This window comes from Amycolatopsis sp. SID8362, assembly GCF_010550475.1.
In the GTDB taxonomy this organism is placed as follows: Bacteria; Actinomycetota; Actinomycetes; order Mycobacteriales; family Pseudonocardiaceae; genus Amycolatopsis; species Amycolatopsis eburnea.
In genome coordinates this window covers 1-17,455 of the sequence record NZ_JAAGNB010000494.1, presented here as the reverse complement: position 1 = coordinate 17,455, position 17,455 = coordinate 1, and the positions used below count along the sequence as shown (strand labels likewise).

The following is a 17,455-nucleotide window of genomic DNA, read 5'->3' as shown; positions in this document are numbered from 1 at the left end:
ACGAACGGCTCGGCGTCCCCGGGCCGCCGCCACCAGAGCAGGCCGGACAGCACCAGCTCGCCCGCGGACAGGTACCGTCCGGGGTCGGGCAGCTCCGTGACGTAGATGCGCGTCACGGGCCGGTCGAGCAGCTCGGCCCCGGCTCGCGGGCGCAGCCGCAGGCCGGGCAGGCCCAGCAGAGTTTTCACGGTCGTCATCAGGCTTGTAGGAAAGCACAAACGCCCCCGGGTTCGCTGCTGTGCGTTTCATGCGCCGTGCCGTTGCCGCCCCCGCCCGGTTCGGCGTCTACTGGTCTATCGCCCTTACGAAGGAGCACAGCAGTGGAGTTCCTGCGTCCCACGACGCTCGCCGAGGCCCTCGCCCTCAAGGCGGAGCGGCCGGACGCCGTGCCGATCGCCGGCGGCACCGACGTCATGGTCGAGCTGAACTTCGACCACCGGCGCCCCGACGCCCTGCTGGACCTGACGACGGTCGGCGAGCTGGCCGAGTGGTCCACATCGGACGGCACCGTCCGGCTCGGCGCCGGCGTCCCCTACACCCGCGTGATCACTGAACTGGGTGAATCCGTCCCGGCGCTGGCCATGGCGTCCCGCACGGTCGGCTCGCCCCAGATCCGCAACCGCGGCACGGTCGGCGGCAACCTCGGTGCCGCCTCCCCGGCCGGCGACACGCACCCGGTGCTGCTCGCCCTGGACGCGCGGATCGAGGTGGCCTCCGTGCGGGGGACCCGGATCCTCCGCGCGGAGGATTTCTACGTCGGGGTGAAACGCCACGCCCTCGACCCGGACGAGCTGATCACCGCCGTCCACCTGCCCGCGGACGCCGGTCCGCAGCAGTTCGCCAAGGTCGGGACGCGCAACGCCATGGTCATCGCGGTCTGCTCCTTCGCGCTGGCCCTGCGCGACGGCCGGGTGGGCGCCGCGATCGGGTCCGCCGCGCCGACCCCGCGCCACGCCCGCGAAGCCGAGGAGTTCCTCGCCGCCGAGCTGCCGTGGGGCTCGTCCGAGGCGCTGCCGGACTCCCTGAAGCGCCGCTTCGGCGAGCTGGTCGGCGCGGCCGCGCGGCCGATCGACGACGTCCGGGGCAGTGCCGCGTACCGGAAGCACGCGTTGGGGGTACTGGCGCGGCGTACGTTGACTTGGGCCTGGGAAGACCACCGGACGGGGGAGCGCGCATGCGCCTGAACGTGACGATCAACGGCGAGAAACGCGAGGCCGACGACCTGTGGGAGGGCGAAAGCCTGCTCTACGTCCTGCGCGAGCGGCTCGGCCTCCCGGGCTCGAAGAACGCCTGCGAGCAGGGCGAATGCGGCTCCTGCACGGTCTACCTCGACGACGTCCCGGTCTGCGCCTGCCTGGTCGCGGCCGGGCAGGCCGAGGGCCGCGTGGTCCGCACGGTCGAGGGACTGGCCGACGGCGACACCCTCGACCCGGTCCAGCAGTCCTTTGTGGACGCGGGCGCGGTGCAGTGCGGCTTCTGCACGCCGGGCCTGGTCGTCGCCGCGCACGACCTGCTGAACCGCGTTCCCGATCCGTCCGACGAGGAGATCCGCGAGGCGCTGGCCGGCAACCTCTGCCGCTGCACGGGCTACGAGAAGATCCTCGACGCCGTGCGCGCCGTCGCCAAGGGAGGTGTCGCGTGAGGACGCTCATCGCGAACGCGGCGATCGCCACGGTCACCGGCGAGGAGTACGCGTCCGGCCACGTCGTCGTCGAGAACGACCGGATCGCCGAAGTCGGCGAAGGCGTCTACACCGGCGAGTTCGACGAGCGCGTCGAAGCCGACGGCTGCCTGATCACGCCGGGCCTGATCAACACCCACCACCACCTCTACCAGTGGGCGACCCGCGGGATGGCCGCCGACCACACGCTCTTCGAGTGGCTGGTCGCGCTCTACCCGGTCTGGGGCCGCCTCGACGACGAGATCACGCACGCCGCCGGCACCGCCGGGATGGCCCGCCTGGCGCTGACCGGCTGCACCACCGTCGCCGACCACCACTACGTCTTCCCGCGCGACGGCGGCGACCAGGTCGCGGCGCTGGCCGCGGCCCGGCAGCGGATCGGCGTCCGGCTGCACGTCGTGCGCGGGTCGATGGACCGCGGTGAGTCCGACGGCGGCCTGCCGCCGGACAACCTCGTCGAGTCGACCGAGGACGCGCTGACCGGCACCGAAGCGGCGATCGACCGCTTCCACGACGACTCGGCCGGCGCCCACCTGCAGATCGCCGCGGGCCCGTGCTCGCCGTTCTCGGTCACCGAACGGCTGATGTCCGGCGCGGCCGAACTCGCCCGCCGCAAGGGCGTCCGGCTGCACACCCACCTCGCGGAGACCGACGACGAAGAGCGCCAGTGCCTCGCCGAGGCCGGCTGCACGCCAGCCGAGTACGCCGACAAGCTCGGCTGGCTCGCCGACGACGTCTGGCTCGCGCACACCATCCACCTCGCGCCCGACGCGATCCGCCGGTTCGGCGCGACCGGCACCGGCTCGGCGCACTGCCCGACGTCCAACGGCCGCATCGGCGCCGGCATCGCCCCGGTCCGCGACCTGCTCGACGCCGGGGTCGCGGTCGGCCTCGGCGTCGACGGGGCCGCGTCCAACGAATCCGGCGGCCTCGGCGAAGAACTGCACCAGTCGCTCCTGCAGGCGCGCCAGCGTGGCGGGCCCCGCGGCCTGACCACGCGGGAAGCGCTGTGGATGGGCACGATGGGCGGCGCCCGCTGCCTGGGCCGCGCGGACGACCTGGGCTCGATCGAGCCCGGCAAGCTCGCCGACCTGGCCGTCTGGGACCTGACCGGGCTGAACTACGCGGGCATCACCGACCCGGTCGCGGCACTGGTGCTCGGCACGACCCCGCCATTGCGCCGGCTGTTCGTCGGCGGCAAGGCCGTCGTCGAGGACGGCGCCCTGCGCGAAGCCGACGAATCCGCCATCGCCCGCGAGCTGGCGGCCGCGAGCGCCCGGTTGAGGGAGGCCAGATGACCACCACCGTCAGCACGCAGGCGGTCGACGGCGTCGGCACGTCGCCACGACGCCCCGACGGCACGGTCAAGGTCCGCGGCGAGTTCGCGTACTCCTCGGACCTGTGGCACGAGGACATGGTGTGGGGCGTGACGCTGCGCAGCCCGCACCCGTACGCGCGGATCACCTCGATCGACATCACCGAAGCCCTGGCCGTGCCGGGCGTCTACGCGGTGCTCACACACGAGGACGTCCCCGGCGTGAACCGGTACGGCCTGGAGCACGCCGACCAGCCGGTGCTCGCGTCCGAAGTCGTGCGGTACCAGGGTGAACCGGTCGCGCTCGTCGCGGCCGACCACCCGGAGACCGCGCGCCGCGCGATGAAGCGGATCGTCGTCACCTACGAAGAGCTGGAGCCGGTCACGGACTCCGAAGCGGCCGTCGCGGGCGAAGGGCCTTCGCTGCACGACGGCGGCAACGTCGTGCGGCACGTGAAGATCCGCCGGGGACCTCAGGACGCCGTGGCCGACGTCGTCGTCTCGGGCGTCTACGAGGTCGGCATGCAGGACCAGGCCTTCCTCGGCCCGGAGTCCGGGCTCGCCGTGCCGGACACCGAGGGCGGCGTCGACCTGTACGTCGCGACGCAGTGGCTGCACGTCGACCAGCAGCAGATCGTCGCCGCGCTCGGCCTGCCGGTGGAGAAGGTGCGGCTCACGCTCGGCGGCGTCGGCGGCGCGTTCGGCGGGCGCGAGGACCTGTCGATGCAGGTCCACGCGTGCCTCCTCGCGCTGCACACCGGCAAGCCGGTGAAGATGGTCTACAACCGCGAAGAGTCCTTCTACGGCCACGTGCACCGCCACCCGGCGAAGATGTACTACGAGCACGGCGCCACGTCGGACGGCCGGCTGGTGTACGTCCGCACGCGGCTGTACCTCGACGGCGGCGCGTACGCGTCGTCCACGGGCGCGGTGGTGGCGAACGCCGCGACCCTCGGCGTCGGTCCGTACAAAGTGGACAGTGTGGCCGTCGACTGCTGGGGCACGTACACGAACAACCCGCCGTGCGGCGCGATGCGCGGGTTCGGCGCGGTGCAGGCGGCGTTCGGCTACGAGTCCCAGATGGACAAGCTCGCGGCCGCCTGCGGCCTCGAGCCGGTCGAGATCCGCGTCCGCAACGCCATGAGCGAGGGCGACCTGATGCCGACCGGCCAGGCCGTCGACGCGGAAGCCCCGGTCGCCGAGCTGCTCGGACTGGTGCGGGACAAGCCGCTGCCGCCCGAGCGGCCCTTCGACCTGCGGCACATGCCGGGTGGCGTCTCGAACACGACCCACGGCGAAGGCGTCGTCCGCGGGGTCGGGTACGCCGTCGGGATCAAGAACGTCTGCTTCTCCGAGGGCTTCGACGACTACTCGACGGCTCGCGTGCGCCTGCAGCTGGTCGGCGGCGAGCCGGCGGCGACCGTGCACACCGCGGCCTGCGAGGTCGGCCAGGGCCTGGTGACGATCATGCAGCAGATCGTCCGGACCGAGCTGGGCGTCGACCAGGTCACGGTCCTGCCGATGGACACCTCGATCGGCAACGGCGGCTCGACGTCGGCGTCGCGCCAGACGTACGTCACCGGCGGCGCCGTCCAGGCCGCCTGCGGTGCGGTGCGCGCGAAGCTGCTGGCCCGGTTCGACCGCAAGACGCGCATCGTCGGCGGCAAGCTCGTCGCGGCCGACGGCCAGGTGCTCGCCGGACTGGTGGACGTCCTCGGCGACGACGTCTACGACGAGACCGTGGAGTGGCGGCACCGGCCGACGTCCGCGCTGGACCCGGAAACCGGGCAGGGCACCGCCCACGTGCAGTACGCGTTCGCCGCGCACCGGGCGGTCGTCGACGTCGACACCGAGCTGGGCCTGGTGAAGGTGGTCGCGCTCGACTGCGCGCAGGACGTCGGCAAGGCGCTGAACCCGCAAGCGGTGCTGGGCCAGATCCAGGGCGGTTCGGCGCAGGGCCTCGGGCTCGCGGTGATGGAGGAGATCCAGACCTCCGGCGGGAAGATCCGGAACCCCTCCTTCACCGACTACCTGATCCCGACGGTCCTGGACATGCCGCCGATGAGCATCGACGTCCTGGAGCGCCCGGACCCGCACGCGCCGTACGGCCTGCGCGGGGTCGGCGAGCCGCCGACGATCTCGTCGACCCCGGCGATCGTGGCGGCGATCCGGGCCGCGACCGGGCTCGCGCTGACCCGCGTCCCGGTGCGGCCGGAGCACCTGACCGCTACCTGAGCTGCCAGTTCTGGTTGGCGTCGTCGTTGCAGCCCCACAGTTCGAGCTGGACGCCGTTGACGTTGCCGGCGGGCTTGTCCCCGCCGGTGACGTCGACGCACAGCCCGGCCTGGGTGATCGAGCCGTCCGGGTTGAGCTTGAACTTCTGGTTCGCGCCGCCGTGGCAGGTCCAGACGATCAGCTTCGTCCCGGCGGTGGAGCTGCCGCCGTCGGCGTCGAGGCAGAGGCCGTTGGCCTTCAGCTCACCGGCACTGGTGAACGTCCAGGACTGGTTGGTGCCGCCGTCGCAGTCCCAGATGTCGACCTTGGTGCCGGGCGTGGTGACGTTGCCGTTGATGTCGATGCAGCGCGCCGACGACGCGCCCTGCAGCGGCCGGGCGGTGCTGCTGCCGCTCGCGTTCGCCTTGACGCGGTAGATCACCGTGCCGTGCGAGGGCACGGCGGCGCTGATCGCGCCGGTGCTCGTGGTCTGCTCCTTCGACCACAGGTTGGTCAGCCGGTAGCTGGACGCGGCGGGCAGCCCGGCCGCGGCCGTCGTCGTCGAGACGGTCTGCATCGTGCTGTTCTCGTTGAACAGCACCACGGCCACGTCGCCGTCGGACAACGGCTTCGCCAGGACGTCCAGGCCGCCGGACGAGGAGATCCGCTTGGCCTGCTTGCCGAGGGAGTCCTGGTCGACGGCGATGACGTCGGAGTTGAGGTACGTCGAGAAGGTGGCGACGCTGGCGCTGCGGAGGTCGGCGCCCGCGATCAGCGGCGCGGCCATCGCGGCCCAGAGCGTGAAGTGGGCGCGGTCCTCCTGGAAGTCCATGCCGTCGCCGACTTCGAGCATGTCCGGGTCGTTCCACGCGCCGGGCTTCGCGGCGGCCGCGAGACCGACGTTCTGGCGGTAGATCGAGTCGATGCTGCCCCAGTTGTTGGTGATGTCCCCGGTGGTGCGCCACAGGTTGCCGACGTCCGGTGCCCACGTCGACGGGCTGAAGTTGCCCCATTCGCAGATGCTGTAGGCGATCGGGCGGCCGGTGGCCTTGAGCGCGTCGCGCATCGCGGAGTAGCGGCGGACGTAGTCCTGCTGGGTCTCCCCGGCGGGGCTGCCGCAGTTGTCGTACTTGAGGTAGTCGACGCCCCAGCTCGCGAAGCTGTTCGCGTCGGTCTGCTCGTGCCCGAGGCTGCCGGGGTAGTGCTGGCAGGTTTCGGTGCCCGCGCTCTCGTAGATCCCGAACTTCATCCCGCGCGCGTGGATGTAATCGCCGAGCGCCTTGAGGCCGCTGGGGAACTTGGCCGGGTCGGCGACGAGGTTGCCCGCGCCGTCCCGGCTGCGCGTCATCCAGCAGTCGTCGAGGTTGACGTAGGTGTAGCCGCGGTCGCGCATCCCGGAGCTGACCATCAGGTCGGTGGTCTGCTTGACCAGCGTCTCGTTGATGTTGCACTCGAAGGTGTTCCAGGTGTTCCAGCCCATCGGCGGCGTGCGCAAGAGACCGTTTTCGAGGGCATCGGCGGGTGGGCTCGCGAGGCCGATGGCGGCTACGGCGGTGGCGAGGACGGCGAGGACACGGCGCATGGCAGCTCCAACCGACAGCGGTGGGGGAGGAGGAGAAGTGCAGCTTCCGTGTCCCCCGCTGTGCGGTCAAGCGCCATCTTGAGTATTTGTGTTGGATTCCAGACTAAAGTTGTGCGTTCTCGTTGAGAAGCCGGCGGGCGACGTCGACGGTCGCCGCGCCGGCGACGGCCATCGCCTCGGTGTCGCGCAGCGAGCGGCAGAGCACGAACGCGCCCTCGAGGTTGTTGACGGCGGTGATCGTCAGCGTCCGGGCCGCTTCGGTGCCGATGCCGAACTTCGCGAACTTCTCGGTGCCGGCGTCGATCCACGCGGTGAAGACTTCGGCGGTGGCCTGGCGCAGCGGTTCGTTGGTGCTCGCGACTTCCAGCGCGACGGTCGCGATCGGGCAGCCTTCGACGTAGTCGGTGGCTTCGAGGGTCGCGATCCCGGCGGCGAAGAACGACTCGATCCCGCTGATCAGGTCGGGCGCGGGCGCGATGAAGAGGTCGAAGAGCTGGATGTAGGCGAGCCCGGACGTGCGGATGACCTCCTGGCCGAGCTGCTCCTTGCCGCCGGGGAAGAAGTGGTAGAGCGACCCGAACGGCGCGTTCGCCTCCGAGACGATCTGCTTGAGCCCGGTGCCGGTGTAGCCGTTGCGCCGGAACAACTCCGCGCCGGCGGCCATGATGCGTTCCTTGGTCCCTGCCACCCCGTCACGATACGCCCGGATTGATAGAGCGTTCTATCAATCCGGGCGCCCGCCGCTAGTGGAGGTCCCAGGCCGGGCCCGGGTCCTCGGCGTCGTCGCGCAGGATGGTGCCCTCGATCAGCCCGTACGGCCGGTCCGCCGCGTAGAACACCTCGTTGTCGTTCTTCAGCCCGAACGGGCTCAGGTCGACCAGGAAGTGGTGCTTGTTCGGCAGCGACAGCCGGACCTCGGCGACCTCGTCGCGGGCCTCCAGTACCGCCTGCCCCATCGCGTACAGCGTCTGCTGCAGCGAAAGGCTGTGCTTCGTCGCGAACGTCTCCAGCATCAGCCGCCTGATCTCGCGGTGGCTCTCGGCCCAGTCGACGTCGACGCCTTCGTAGCGCCACTTCGCCGTGACGGCGGTGGCGAGGATGCGGTCGTCGGTCTCGGCCAGCGTCGTGTACTGGTCGCGGGGGAAGCCGTGGAACTCCGAACCGGTGGACTTGAGCAGGGTCAGGCCGTCGATGCCGGACACCACCCACGCGCGCTCGCCCTGGACCGTCACCGCGGTCGTGCGCCGTTCGTCGCCGGAGCGGCTGAACGCGTGGTCGTGCGGGGCGCCGCCGACCGCGATCCGGTCCCAGCCGTGCTCGTCGATCTTGACGCGCGCGCCGGTGATGTTCTCCTGCGTGCCGACGAAGTGGCGGGCCAGGCGCAGGCCGAAGTCCTCGATCTCGCCGACCGGCGCCTCCTTCGCGAAGGCGTACACGGTGTTCTTCTGCGTGTCGGTCGCGAGCACGCCGGCGTTGTCGCCGGTCAGGTGCGTCGCGGCCAGCTCACCGCGCAGCGACGTCGACACGGTGAGGTCCTTCAGGTGGTGCACGGGGCCGTCGCGGCGCACCGTCACCAGGCGGACCTCCGCCTTGCCGTACTGGTTGGGGCCCAGGGTGATGGCCACGGTCAGCTCCCTCGGTAGGTCGAATGGGCGAACGGGCTGAGCAGGAGCGGCACGTGGTGGTGCGAGGTGCCGTCGAGGATCCGGAAGGTCAGGGTGACCTCCGGGAAGAACGCGTCCGGGCCCAGGTAGGCGCCGGTGTCGAAGACCAGGCGGTAGACGCCGGGCTCGAGGGTTTCGGGGCCGAGGTCGCGGATGCGGCCGTCGTCGTCGGTGCGGCCGTCGGCGATCGGCTTCCCTTCGGCGGTCTCGAACCGGACGGCGATGCCCGGCGCGGGGCGTCCCTTCGCCGTGTCGAGGACGTGGGTGGTCACGAGGCTCACGCGGTCACCGCTTTCGCGAGTCGGAGTTCGGCGATCTTGAGGAGTTCGCGCCCGGCGACGGCCAGTTCGGTCGCGGGGTCGTTGTCCAGGCGTTCCCGGAGGATCCGCAGCAGCTCGTCGCCGCTGCGGCCGCTGGCGCAGACGAGGTAGACGTGCCCGAACTTGGCTTCGTACTCGGCGTTCGCCGCGGCGAACGCGTCGGGATTGTCCACACCGGACTGTTCGGAGCGTGCGAAGCCGCCCGCGGGCTTCTCCCCGATCCGCGGGTGCGCCGCCATCGCCTGCCGGATCTCGTCGCTGCTCAGCGGCACGTCGGCAGCGGCCTTCAGCGCGTCGACGTCGGCGTACGGGCGCCCGGCCAGCACGGCGTCGACCCACCGCGGCACGGCGAGGCACTCCGTCAGCAGCGGGCGGACGTCGGTGGTGTTGAACTCGGTGAGCAGCACGGCCTGACCGTACGTCGGCCCCGGAGTTCCGTCAACATTTTGTTGAAAGCGCTGGTCAGTCCGCTTCCCGGTTGAGGTAGTTGTAGACCGTGAACCGGGTGACCCCCAGCGCGTCGGCCACCGAGGAGACCGATTTCCGCAGGCCGAAGGCGCCGCGTTCCCGCAGGAGCCGGACCGCGCGCTGCTTGCCGGCGCGGTCGAGTTCGCCGAGCTTGGCGCCCAGTTCGCGTTCGACGTCGGCGATCAAACGGGCCAGCGCGTCGTTCAGCTCGACCGCGGGTGCGCCCCGGTCGTCGTCGGCCCGGCGCAGCTGCAGCGTGACGCGGGTGGCGCCGCCCTCCAGTGCGGCTTTCGCGATCGCCGGGAGCGCGTCGTACAGCTCCTTCGCCTCGCCCCTCGCGAGCGTCCCGAGCGGCCCGAAGTCGGTCTCCAGTCCCGCTTCCGCGGCGGCGTCCCGCGCGGCGAGCGCGTGCTCGGGCGGCGAACCTTCGCCGTGGAACGGTTCGCTGGTGAACTCCGCTTCAAGCCGCACGAAGATGACCGTAACGCGCGAGCTCTGTCGTTGACGAGCGGCGCGCGCCGTGGTTACTGTCGTTGTGCGAAACCGTCTTTCCGTTCTGTGGAATCGATGGTGCTCATCCTCCCGGCGAAGGGCTTTCGGATGGATCTTGTGGTGCGCGCAGCCCGGGCCGTGACGGCCGCGGGCGAGGTTCCGGTGACGCTCGGCGTCGACGGCGGCCGGATCGTCGCGGTCGAACCCGGCGGCGCCGCGCTGTCCGGCGACCGCGTCCTCGACCTCGGCGGCGACGTCGTGCTGCTGCCGGGACTCGTCGACACGCACGTCCACGTCAACGACCCCGGCCGCGCCGAGTGGGAAGGCTTCGAGACGGCCACCCGCGCGGCCGCCGCGGGCGGGGTGACCACGATCGTGGACATGCCGCTGAACAGCCTGCCGCCGACCGTCGACGTCGCCGCGCTGGACGTCAAGCGCAAGTCGGCGGCCGGCCGGGTGCACGTCGACGTCGGCTTCTGGGGCGGCGCGATCCCGGGCAACGTCACGGATCTCCGTGGCCTGCACGACGCCGGCGTCTTCGGGTTCAAGTGCTTCCTGCTGCACTCGGGCGTCGACGAGTTCCCGCCGCTCGACCCGGCCGGGCTCGACGAAGCGTTGCGGGAGCTGAGTTCCTTCGACGCGCTGATGATCGTCCACGCCGAAGACGCGCACGAGATCGACTCGGCGCCGGAGCCGCACGGCGGTCGCTATGTCGACTTCCTGCACTCGCGGCCGCGGGAGGCGGAGAACCTCGCGATCACGCACGTGATCGACGCGGCCCGCCGGAACTCCGCGCGGGCGCACATCCTGCACCTGTCCTCTTCGGACGCCCTGCCGCTGATCGCCGCGGCGCGCCGCGACGGCGTGGCGCTGACCGCGGAAACCTGCCCGCACTACCTGAGTTTCGTCGCCGAGGAGATCCGCGACGGCGCGACGCAGTTCAAGTGCTGCCCGCCGATCCGCGAGGCGGCCAACCGCGAGCGGCTCTGGCAGGGGCTCGCCGACGGCGTGCTCGACACGATCGTCAGCGACCATTCGCCGTGCACGCCGGAGCTGAAACGCTTCGACAGCGGGGACTTCGGCGAGGCGTGGGGCGGCATTTCCAGCCTGCAGCTGGGCCTGCCGGCGATCTGGACTCAGGCGCGCCAGCGCGGCTTCGCGCTCACCGACGTCGTCCGCTGGATGGCCGAGCGCCCGGCGGCGCAGGCCGGGATGCGGCGCAAGGGGCACCTGGCCGTGGGCTACGACGCCGACTTCTGCGTGTTCGCGCCGGACGAGGCGTTCGTGGTCGACGTCGCGAAACTGAAGCACCGCAACCCGGTGAGTGCCTACGACCGCCGCCCGCTGGCCGGCGTCGTGCGCTCGACGTGGCTGCGGGGCACCGAAATCACCGGCGACGCGCCGCACGGCGAGCTGCTGACCCGGGGGAACTGCTGAAATGGAGGCTCTCGTGTCCGACCGTCCTGAGTGGACAGAACTGCCCGACCTCGCGTCCCGGCGCTTCGGCGGGACCGTGATGTGGGCGACCGACGAGCTGTTCGCCGAGAAGGAGAACCTGGTCAACCCGTGGGTCCCGGCGCACCGTGCGGAGACGTTCGGCCCCAAGGGCCAGGTCTACGACGGCTGGGAGACCCGCCGCCACCGCGAACCGGGCGACGACCAGGCCGTGCTCCGGCTCGGCCTGGCGGGCACGGTCACCGGCGTCATCGTCGACACGGCGTTCTTCAAGGGCAACTACCCGCCGTTCGTCTCGGTCGAAGCGGCGTCGGTCCCGGGCTACCCGTCGGCGGCCGAGCTGGCCACGGCCGACTGGGACGTCCTGGTCGACCGCGCCCCGGCCGCGGGCCACACGGAAAACTTCTACACGGTCAACGGTTCCCGCCGCTACACGCACGTGCGCCTGACGCAGCACCCGGACGGCGGCGTCGCCCGCCTGCGCGTCCACGGCGTGCCGATCCCGGACCCGGACCTCCTGGATCTGGACGCGCTCGACCTGGCGGCACTGGAGAACGGCGCCGTCGTCACCGGCTGCAGCAACAAGTTCTACTCATCGCCGAACAACCTGCTGTCCCCGGGCCTGGCCGCGCACCAGGCGGAGGGCTGGGAGACGGCCCGCCGCCGCGACGACGGCAACGACTGGGTGACCCTGCGCCTGGCGGGTGCGGGCCACGTCCGGTTCGCGGAGCTGGACACGAGCAACCTCAAGGGCAACGCCCCGGGCTGGGCGTCGGTCAGCGGCCGCGACACCTACGGCGAGTGGGTCGACCTGCTCCCGAAGACCCGCCTGCAGCCGGACACCCGCCACCGCTTCGCCCTGAAGGACGGCCCGGAGGTGACGGAAGCCCGCCTGGACATCTACCCGGACGGCGGCCTCGCGCGGTTGCGGCTCTTCGGACGGCTCACGGAAGCGGGCCGGACGAACCTCAAGGCGCGGTTCGCGAAGACGCGTTAGTCGTTCGCGCCCGGGCGGTTGAGGTAGGCCGAGGCCAGCGACAGGACGCATGCGCAGCCCACGATCGCGCTGACCCACCACGGCAGGCCGGTCACGATGCTCCAGACGAAGCCCGCCGCCGCCAGCAGGGCGACGAGGAGGTTGCGGAACTGGAGCGGGGTCGGCTTGGCCATGTCGCCAGCCTCTCACGGCCTGCTCAGACGTCCGCGTGCTGCCCGGGTTCGAGGAGCACCAGGCGGTCGGCCAGCCCGGCCGCCTCGAACGCCTTCCGCAGCACGTCGGGGCCTTCGCTGAAGTGCTGCCAGCCGCGGAAGTGCAGCGGGACGATCTTCTCCGCGTCGAGCACCTTCGCGGCTTCGGCGGCGTTCTCGCTGGTCAGGGTCAGGGGAGCGCCGTCGAAGAGGACTGTCCGGGCGGCGCCGGCGAAGAGCACCGCGATGTCGACGTCGAACCGCGCGGCGATCTCGCGCACGAGGTCGACCGACGCGTTGTCGCCGCTGACGTACACGGTCGGGAGGCCGTCGCCGGTCAGGACGAAGCCGGTGACGTCGCCGGTGAACCGCTCGGCGCCTTCGGGGCCGTGCAGCGCGGGGACGGCGGTGACGGTCAGCGGCCCGACCTGCGTCGCTTCCCACGGCGCCAGGCCCTTCGCCGTCCCGCCGAGCCGGGCGGCACCGGCGGGCGTGATCAGCGTCAGCGGCACCGTCGCGAGGTACGCGCGGCCGCGGTCGTCGAGGTTGTCGGGGTGCTGGTCGTGGGACAGCAGCACGGCGTCCACCGCGCCGACCGCCTCCTCGGACAGTGCCGAGTCCTCGGTCTTGACCAGCACGCGCTCGCCGACGGGGTGGTCGCCGGGCGCGTCGAAGGTCGGGTCGGTGAGCAGCCGGACGCCGCCCAGCTCCAGCAGGGCGGTCGGGCCGCCGGAAAACGTGATCCCCAGTGTCATACCCGGGCCAACACCGGGAACGCCCGTTCTCTTCCCGGCTAGGGAGCGGACTGCCGCCGCGAGCTGATCACGCCGGTGTTGAACCCGGCCAGGTGCAGCCCGCCGGCGAAGCGCGCGTGCTCGATCTTCACGCACCGGTTCATCACGACGTCGAGCCCGGCCTCTCGCGCCCGGTCGGCCGCCGGCTCGTGCCACAGCCCGAGCTGCAGCCACAGCGTCCGCGCGCCGGCGTCGACGACCTCCTCGGCGACCTGCGGCAGGTCGTCGTGCTTGCGGAACACGCTGATCAGGTCGAGTTCGCCGGGGACGTCCTTGAGCGACGCGTAGACCGGCTTCCCGAGCAGCGTGTCGAGCCGCGGGTTGACGAAGTTGACCTCGTAGCGCGTCGAGGACAGCAGGTAGGTCGCGACGAAGTAGCTGGGCCGCGCCGGGTTGGCGGACGCGCCGACCAGCGTCACCGACTTCGTCCGGTTCAGGATCGCGCGCCGCTCGACCGCGCCGACGTCGTAGCTCATCCGGCCACCGCCTTGCCGAGCGCCTGGTCGAGGTCCCAGAGGATGTCGTCGGTGTCCTCCAGGCCGATGGACAGCCGGATCAGGTCGGGCCCGACGCCCGCGGCCGCGAGCTGCTCCTCCGACAGCTGCGCGTGCGTCGTCGACGCCGGGTGGATGACGAGCGACCGCGCGTCCCCGACGTTCGCCAGGTGCGACAGCAGCTCCACCGACTCGACGAACTTCTCGCCCGCCGCGCGGCCGCCGTCGATGCCGAAGGAGAACACCGCGCCGGGCCCGGCGGGAAGGTACTTCTTCGCCAGCTCGTGGTGCGGGTGCGACGGCAGCCCGGCGTAGGACACCCAGGCCACGCGCGGGTCGGCTTCGAGGTGCTCCGCGATCGCTTTCGCGTTGGCGACGTGCGCGTCCATCCGCTGCGGCAGCGTCTCGATCCCTTGCAGCAGCAGGAAAGCCGAGTGCGGCGAGAGCACCGCGCCGATGTCCCGCAGCTGCTCGGCGCGCAGCCGGGTGCAGAAGGCGTACTCGCCGAAGTTCTCCCAGTAGCGGAGGCCGCCGTAGCTGTCGACGGTCTCGGTCATCCGCGGGAACTTCCCGTTGCCCCAGTCGAACTTCCCGGATTCGACGACGACCCCGCCGAGCGTCGTCCCGTGGCCGCCGAGGAACTTCGTCGCCGAGTGCAGCACGATGTCGGCGCCGTGCTCGATCGGGCGGCACAGGTACGGCGTCGCCAGCGTGGCGTCGACCACCAGCGGGATGTCGTGGGCGTGGGCCAGGTCCGCGAGCGCGGCGAGGTCGGCGATGCCGCCGCCGGGGTTGCCGATGACCTCGGTGTAGAGCAGCCGCGTCCGGTCGGTGATCGCGGCGGCGTAGGCGTCGATCCCGCCGCTGACGAACGTCGTCTCGACGCCGAAGCGCCGGAGCGTCCCGGTGAGCTGGGTGACGGTCCCGCCGTAGAGCCCGCTCGCGGACACGATGTGGTCGCCGGCCTCGGTGAGCGCGCTGAAGGTGAGGAACTCCGCGGCCTGCCCGCTCGCGGTCGCGACCCCGCCGATGGCCCCTTCGAGACTGGCGACGCGCTCCTCGAACGCGGCGACGGTCGGGTTCCCGATCCGGCTGTAGACGTTCCCGTACTTCTGCAGCGCGAAGAGGTTGGCGGCGTCGGCCGCGTCCTCGAACACGAAACTGGTGGTCTGGTAGATCGGCACGGCCCGCGCGCCGGTCGCCGGATCGGGCGTGCCGCCGGCGTGCAGGGCGCGGGTGCGGAAGCCCCAGGTGCGTTCGCTCATCGGTGCTCACGGTAACCGCAGGTTCGGCCGTCCGGTCAAGTTTCCCAGCGCGTGAGCGAGGCTACCCTTCGTGCGTGACGGTGCGCTGGAGCCTGACGATCGACTGCGCGGAACCCCGCGAGCTGGCGAAGTTCTGGGCGGTGGCCCTCGGCTACATCGAGCGCCCGCCCCCACCGGGCTTCGCGAGCTGGGAAGCGTGGTTCGAGCGCCAAGGCGTCCCCGAGTCGGAGTGGGACGACGGCGCGTACCTGAGCGACCCGGAGGGCGTCCTGCCAGGCCTGAGCTTCCTCAAGGTCCCCGAGGGCAAGACCGCGAAGAACCGCCTCCACCTGGACGTCCAGGCCGGCGGCGGCCGCGAGGTCCCGTGGGAGCGGCGCTGGGAACGGGTCGCCGAAGCCATCGCCCGGCTGACAGCGGCGGGCGCGACGGTGCTGCGGGAGCACACGCTGGACGGGCGGCCGGACCACTTCGTGCTGGCGGACCCGGAGGGCAACGAGTTCTGCGTGCTGTGAGCGGGGTCATGCCCGTTCCGGTCACATCGCCCGCCGCCACGGGGTCTACTCCTCGAGACACCCGGGCGAGAGGAACAACCGTGGACGCGCTGACCGAGCGGTTCGAGCGGGAGCGGCCGCGGCTGCGCGCGGCCGCCTACCGGATGCTGGGCTCGGCCGCCGAAGCCGACGACGCCGTTCAAGAGGCCTGGCTGCGGTTCCACCGCACGAGCGCCGCCGAGATCGACAACGTCCCCGCCTGGCTGACGACCGTGGTCGCGCGCGTGTGCCTTTCGGCGCTGCGGGCGCGGCGCAACCACCCCGAGGAGGCCCTCGACGGGCAGCCCGAGCCCGACGACGAGCGCCGCGATCCCGCGCAGGAGGCCGAGCTGGCCGACGAGGTCGGGCTGGCGCTGCTGGTCGTGCTCGACACGCTGGCCCCGGCCGAGCGGGTCGCGTTCGTGCTGCACGACATGTTCGCCGTGCCGTTCGACGAGATCGCCCCGATGCTGGGCAAGACGCCGGCCGCGACCCGGCAGCTCGCGAGCCGCGCCCGCCGCCGGGTCAAGGGCGGGACCGCCGCTGAGGACCTGCCGAGGCGGCGCAAGGTCGTCGAGGCGTTCCTGGCGGCGTCGCGCGGCGGGGACTTCGAGGCGCTGCTCGCCCTCCTCGACCCGGAGGTCGTCCTGCACGCCGACCGGTTCGTCGGGCCGAGCCCGGCGCCGATCGTGCTGCGCGGGGTCGAGAGCGTCCGTCGCGGCGCGATCCTGGCGTCCGAACGGGCCCGCGCGAGCGAGCTGGCCCTGGTCGACGGCGCGCCCGGCCTGCTCATGGTCCGCGAGGGACGGCTCGCGGTGGTCCTCGCGTTCCAGGTCGACGGCGACCGGATCAAAGGCATCGAGGTCATCGCCGACCCCGACCGGCTGGCGAAGCTCGAGCTGGCCGTTATCGGCTGAGCGCGGCGCGAAGCCGGGCGTCGCGCTCGGCGGGTGTCTGACGCGGGCAGCTCACGCACTTGGGGTTGCCGACCTCGTAGATCAGGCAGCACGACGCCCGTCGCACGGCGGGGGTACGCCCGACGTGCACGAACCGCGGCTTCGGCAGCCCGAGCCCGATCGCGGCCACCAGCGGTTCGGCCAGCGCGAGGGCCCGCGACGGATCGGGCGTCCAGAGCAGCCGGTTGCCGATCGAGTCGGTCGCGATGGCGCCCAGCGCACGCTCCCGGGCCCCGCTGACCTCGGCGATGGTGGCGATGGCGGTGCCGAGCGCCGTATTGAGGGCCGCGCCCAGCTCGGGCAGCCCGCCGGCCAGGGGACGCGTGGAGCGCGCCCCCAGGAACCGGCCGTCGGCGACGAGGTCGATCTCCACGGCGTCGAGGGAGGGGTCGACCAGCCGCCCGGCGACCAGGCCTTCCACCGCCGGCGCCACCAGCACCGACGAGAGCGAGTACCACCAGATCGTGCCCAGCACCTCCGGCCGCGCGCACCCGTACAGCTTCGCCGCGCCGCCGATGCGGGCCCGGACCCACTCCGCGTCCGCGAGCCGGGTCGCGGGGGCGGTCCAGTCGGGCTTCACCCCTTCACCCTCCCAGACGCCGGTACGTCGACACCGTGAACGAGACCGTCACCACCTGGGGCTCGCTCAGCGTGTCCAGCCGCGCCCGGCGGTCGCCCCGGTCCAGGTGGAACGCCGCCGGGCCCATCTCGACCACCTGGCGCACCTGCCGCGGCGACAGCTCGATCTCCTGCCGGACCTCCGTGCGGCCGGTCCGGCCGAAGTACTCGCCGAGCGTGCCGTCCAGGCGTTCGTCCTTGCGCTCGTCCACCGCCAGCACCAGGTCGCCCAGCTCGCGCAGGTGGTCCGGGCCCGGGGCGGCCACGACCAGCAGGCCGCCGGGGCGCAGGACGCGGTGGAACTCCGGCCCGTTGCGCGGCGCGAAGACGTTCAGCACGACCGACGCCACCTCGTCGCCCACCGGCCACGGCTCCCACAGGTTCCACACCGCCGCGCCCAGCCGGGCGTGCGCGCGAGC

Annotated in this window: 20 protein-coding genes and 1 pseudogene; 8 read left to right on the top strand and 13 right to left on the bottom strand. The window is 72.1% G+C overall.

Going from position 1 to position 17,455, the window contains the following annotated elements; genetic code table 11:
• Nucleotides 1-197: PucR family transcriptional regulator ligand-binding domain-containing protein (locus tag G3I65_RS15725; protein ID WP_203612398.1), on the bottom strand; the 197-nt coding region annotated here is incomplete at its 3' end.
• Between the two features lie 123 nt (nt 198-320).
• On the opposite strand from G3I65_RS15725, the gene G3I65_RS15720 reads away from it, so the two are divergent.
• From G3I65_RS15720 to pucD, 4 genes are read left to right on the top strand one after another with little or no spacing between them, the layout of a single operon-like run.
• Nucleotides 321-1,184 carry a xanthine dehydrogenase family protein subunit M gene (locus G3I65_RS15720; RefSeq protein WP_160696771.1) on the top strand — a complete coding sequence of 288 codons (864 nt, stop codon included), beginning with the start codon at nt 321-323 and terminating at the stop codon, nt 1,182-1,184.
• Complete coding sequence (locus G3I65_RS15715) at nt 1,175-1,642, top strand: (2Fe-2S)-binding protein (RefSeq protein WP_160696770.1); 468 nt, start codon at nt 1,175-1,177, stop codon at nt 1,640-1,642. Before G3I65_RS15720 ends, G3I65_RS15715 begins: the two co-directional genes overlap by 10 nt.
• Complete coding sequence (locus tag G3I65_RS15710; RefSeq protein WP_160696769.1) at nt 1,639-2,979, top strand: 8-oxoguanine deaminase; 1,341 nt, start codon at nt 1,639-1,641, stop codon at nt 2,977-2,979. The genes G3I65_RS15715 and G3I65_RS15710 overlap by 4 nt, the downstream gene beginning before the upstream one ends.
• On the top strand, nt 2,976-5,231 hold the full coding sequence (gene pucD / locus G3I65_RS15705; protein WP_160696768.1) for a xanthine dehydrogenase subunit D: 2,256 nt from the start codon (nt 2,976-2,978) through the stop codon (nt 5,229-5,231). The genes G3I65_RS15710 and pucD overlap by 4 nt, the downstream gene beginning before the upstream one ends.
• Here pucD and G3I65_RS15700 read toward each other — a convergent pair.
• From G3I65_RS15700 to G3I65_RS15675, 6 genes are all read right to left on the bottom strand, one after another.
• On the bottom strand, nt 5,224-6,792 hold the full coding sequence (locus G3I65_RS15700; protein WP_160696767.1) for a ricin-type beta-trefoil lectin domain protein: 1,569 nt from the start codon (nt 6,790-6,792) through the stop codon (nt 5,224-5,226). The genes pucD and G3I65_RS15700 overlap by 8 nt on opposite strands.
• Before the next feature lie 103 nt (nt 6,793-6,895).
• Nucleotides 6,896-7,456 (bottom strand): TetR/AcrR family transcriptional regulator, encoded by a 561-nt coding sequence (locus G3I65_RS15695; RefSeq protein ID WP_160696773.1) that lies wholly within the window; start codon nt 7,454-7,456, stop codon nt 6,896-6,898.
• 79 nt (nt 7,457-7,535) lie between these two features.
• Nucleotides 7,536-8,417, bottom strand: a complete 882-nt coding sequence (pucL, locus tag G3I65_RS15690) for a factor-independent urate hydroxylase (RefSeq protein WP_125306550.1) — start codon at nt 8,415-8,417, stop codon at nt 7,536-7,538.
• A 2-nt stretch (nt 8,418-8,419) separates the two neighbouring features.
• Entirely contained in the window at nt 8,420-8,737 is a 318-nt protein-coding gene (gene uraH, locus G3I65_RS15685; protein ID WP_160696766.1) for a hydroxyisourate hydrolase, read from the bottom strand.
• A complete protein-coding gene (uraD, locus tag G3I65_RS15680; RefSeq protein ID WP_160696765.1) occupies nt 8,734-9,183 on the bottom strand; it encodes a 2-oxo-4-hydroxy-4-carboxy-5-ureidoimidazoline decarboxylase in 450 nt (149 codons plus the stop codon). The genes uraH and uraD overlap by 4 nt, the downstream gene beginning before the upstream one ends.
• A 55-nt stretch (nt 9,184-9,238) precedes the next feature.
• Nucleotides 9,239-9,715 carry a helix-turn-helix domain-containing protein gene (locus G3I65_RS15675; protein ID WP_160696764.1) on the bottom strand — a complete coding sequence of 159 codons (477 nt, stop codon included), beginning with the start codon at nt 9,713-9,715 and terminating at the stop codon, nt 9,239-9,241.
• A gap of 129 nt (nt 9,716-9,844) precedes the next feature.
• On the opposite strand from G3I65_RS15675, the gene allB reads away from it, so the two are divergent.
• Both allB and alc read left to right on the top strand, forming a co-directional pair.
• Nucleotides 9,845-11,173: an allantoinase AllB gene (gene allB / locus G3I65_RS15670; protein ID WP_160696763.1), complete on the top strand. Its 1,329-nt coding sequence runs from the start codon at nt 9,845-9,847 to the stop codon at nt 11,171-11,173.
• Nucleotide 11,174: 1 nt separating this feature from the next.
• A complete protein-coding gene (gene alc / locus G3I65_RS15665; protein WP_160696762.1) occupies nt 11,175-12,188 on the top strand; it encodes an allantoicase in 1,014 nt (337 codons plus the stop codon).
• Here the strand turns inward: alc and G3I65_RS56475 are convergent.
• The 4 genes from G3I65_RS56475 to G3I65_RS15650 are packed head-to-tail and all read right to left on the bottom strand — an operon-like array spanning nt 12,185 to nt 14,932.
• Complete coding sequence (locus G3I65_RS56475) at nt 12,185-12,361, bottom strand: hypothetical protein (RefSeq protein WP_166640142.1); 177 nt, start codon at nt 12,359-12,361, stop codon at nt 12,185-12,187. The genes alc and G3I65_RS56475 overlap by 4 nt on opposite strands.
• A 23-nt stretch (nt 12,362-12,384) precedes the next feature.
• A complete protein-coding gene (locus tag G3I65_RS15660) occupies nt 12,385-13,134 on the bottom strand; it encodes an MBL fold metallo-hydrolase (protein ID WP_160696761.1) in 750 nt (249 codons plus the stop codon).
• Between the two features lie 38 nt (nt 13,135-13,172).
• The gene (locus G3I65_RS15655; RefSeq protein ID WP_160696760.1) at nt 13,173-13,649 is read right to left on the bottom strand and encodes a CoA-binding protein; all 477 of its coding nucleotides are present in this window, start codon (nt 13,647-13,649) and stop codon (nt 13,173-13,175) included.
• On the bottom strand, nt 13,646-14,932 hold the full coding sequence (locus tag G3I65_RS15650) for an O-acetylhomoserine aminocarboxypropyltransferase/cysteine synthase family protein (RefSeq protein ID WP_160696759.1): 1,287 nt from the start codon (nt 14,930-14,932) through the stop codon (nt 13,646-13,648). Before G3I65_RS15650 ends, G3I65_RS15655 begins: the two co-directional genes overlap by 4 nt.
• A 74-nt stretch (nt 14,933-15,006) precedes the next feature.
• Between G3I65_RS15650 and G3I65_RS15645 the strand changes: the two genes are divergently transcribed.
• Both G3I65_RS15645 and G3I65_RS15640 read left to right on the top strand, forming a co-directional pair.
• Nucleotides 15,007-15,444 (top strand): VOC family protein, encoded by a 438-nt coding sequence (locus tag G3I65_RS15645; protein ID WP_163046694.1) that lies wholly within the window; start codon nt 15,007-15,009, stop codon nt 15,442-15,444.
• 80 nt (nt 15,445-15,524) lie between these two features.
• On the top strand, nt 15,525-16,379 hold the full coding sequence (locus G3I65_RS15640; protein WP_160696758.1) for a sigma-70 family RNA polymerase sigma factor: 855 nt from the start codon (nt 15,525-15,527) through the stop codon (nt 16,377-16,379).
• Here the strand turns inward: G3I65_RS15640 and G3I65_RS15635 are convergent.
• Together G3I65_RS15635 and G3I65_RS15630 are read right to left on the bottom strand one after the other, a co-directional pair.
• Nucleotides 16,369-16,998: a (2Fe-2S)-binding protein gene (locus G3I65_RS15635; RefSeq protein ID WP_160696757.1), complete on the bottom strand. Its 630-nt coding sequence runs from the start codon at nt 16,996-16,998 to the stop codon at nt 16,369-16,371. The two genes, G3I65_RS15640 and G3I65_RS15635, sit on opposite strands and share 11 nt — an antisense overlap.
• A gap of 4 nt (nt 16,999-17,002) precedes the next feature.
• Nucleotides 17,003-17,455: pseudogene (locus G3I65_RS15630) on the bottom strand (rRNA (guanine-N1)-methyltransferase); the annotation flags it as partial.

Coding starts and splice junctions, on each gene's coding strand:
- G3I65_RS15715 (WP_160696770.1), top strand. CDS start 1,175: ATGCGCCTGAACGTGACGATCAACGGCGAGAAACGCGAGGCCGACGAC.
- pucD (WP_160696768.1), top strand. CDS start 2,976: ATGACCACCACCGTCAGCACGCAGGCGGTCGACGGCGTCGGCACGTCG.
- G3I65_RS15700 (WP_160696767.1), bottom strand. CDS start 6,792: ATGCGCCGTGTCCTCGCCGTCCTCGCCACCGCCGTAGCCGCCATCGGC.
- G3I65_RS15695 (WP_160696773.1), bottom strand. CDS start 7,456: ATGGCCGCCGGCGCGGAGTTGTTCCGGCGCAACGGCTACACCGGCACC.
- allB (WP_160696763.1), top strand. CDS start 9,845: ATGGATCTTGTGGTGCGCGCAGCCCGGGCCGTGACGGCCGCGGGCGAG.
- alc (WP_160696762.1), top strand. CDS start 11,175: ATGGAGGCTCTCGTGTCCGACCGTCCTGAGTGGACAGAACTGCCCGAC.
- G3I65_RS56475 (WP_166640142.1), bottom strand. CDS start 12,361: ATGGCCAAGCCGACCCCGCTCCAGTTCCGCAACCTCCTCGTCGCCCTG.
- G3I65_RS15660 (WP_160696761.1), bottom strand. CDS start 13,134: ATGACACTGGGGATCACGTTTTCCGGCGGCCCGACCGCCCTGCTGGAG.
- G3I65_RS15655 (WP_160696760.1), bottom strand. CDS start 13,649: ATGAGCTACGACGTCGGCGCGGTCGAGCGGCGCGCGATCCTGAACCGG.
- G3I65_RS15650 (WP_160696759.1), bottom strand. CDS start 14,932: ATGAGCGAACGCACCTGGGGCTTCCGCACCCGCGCCCTGCACGCCGGC.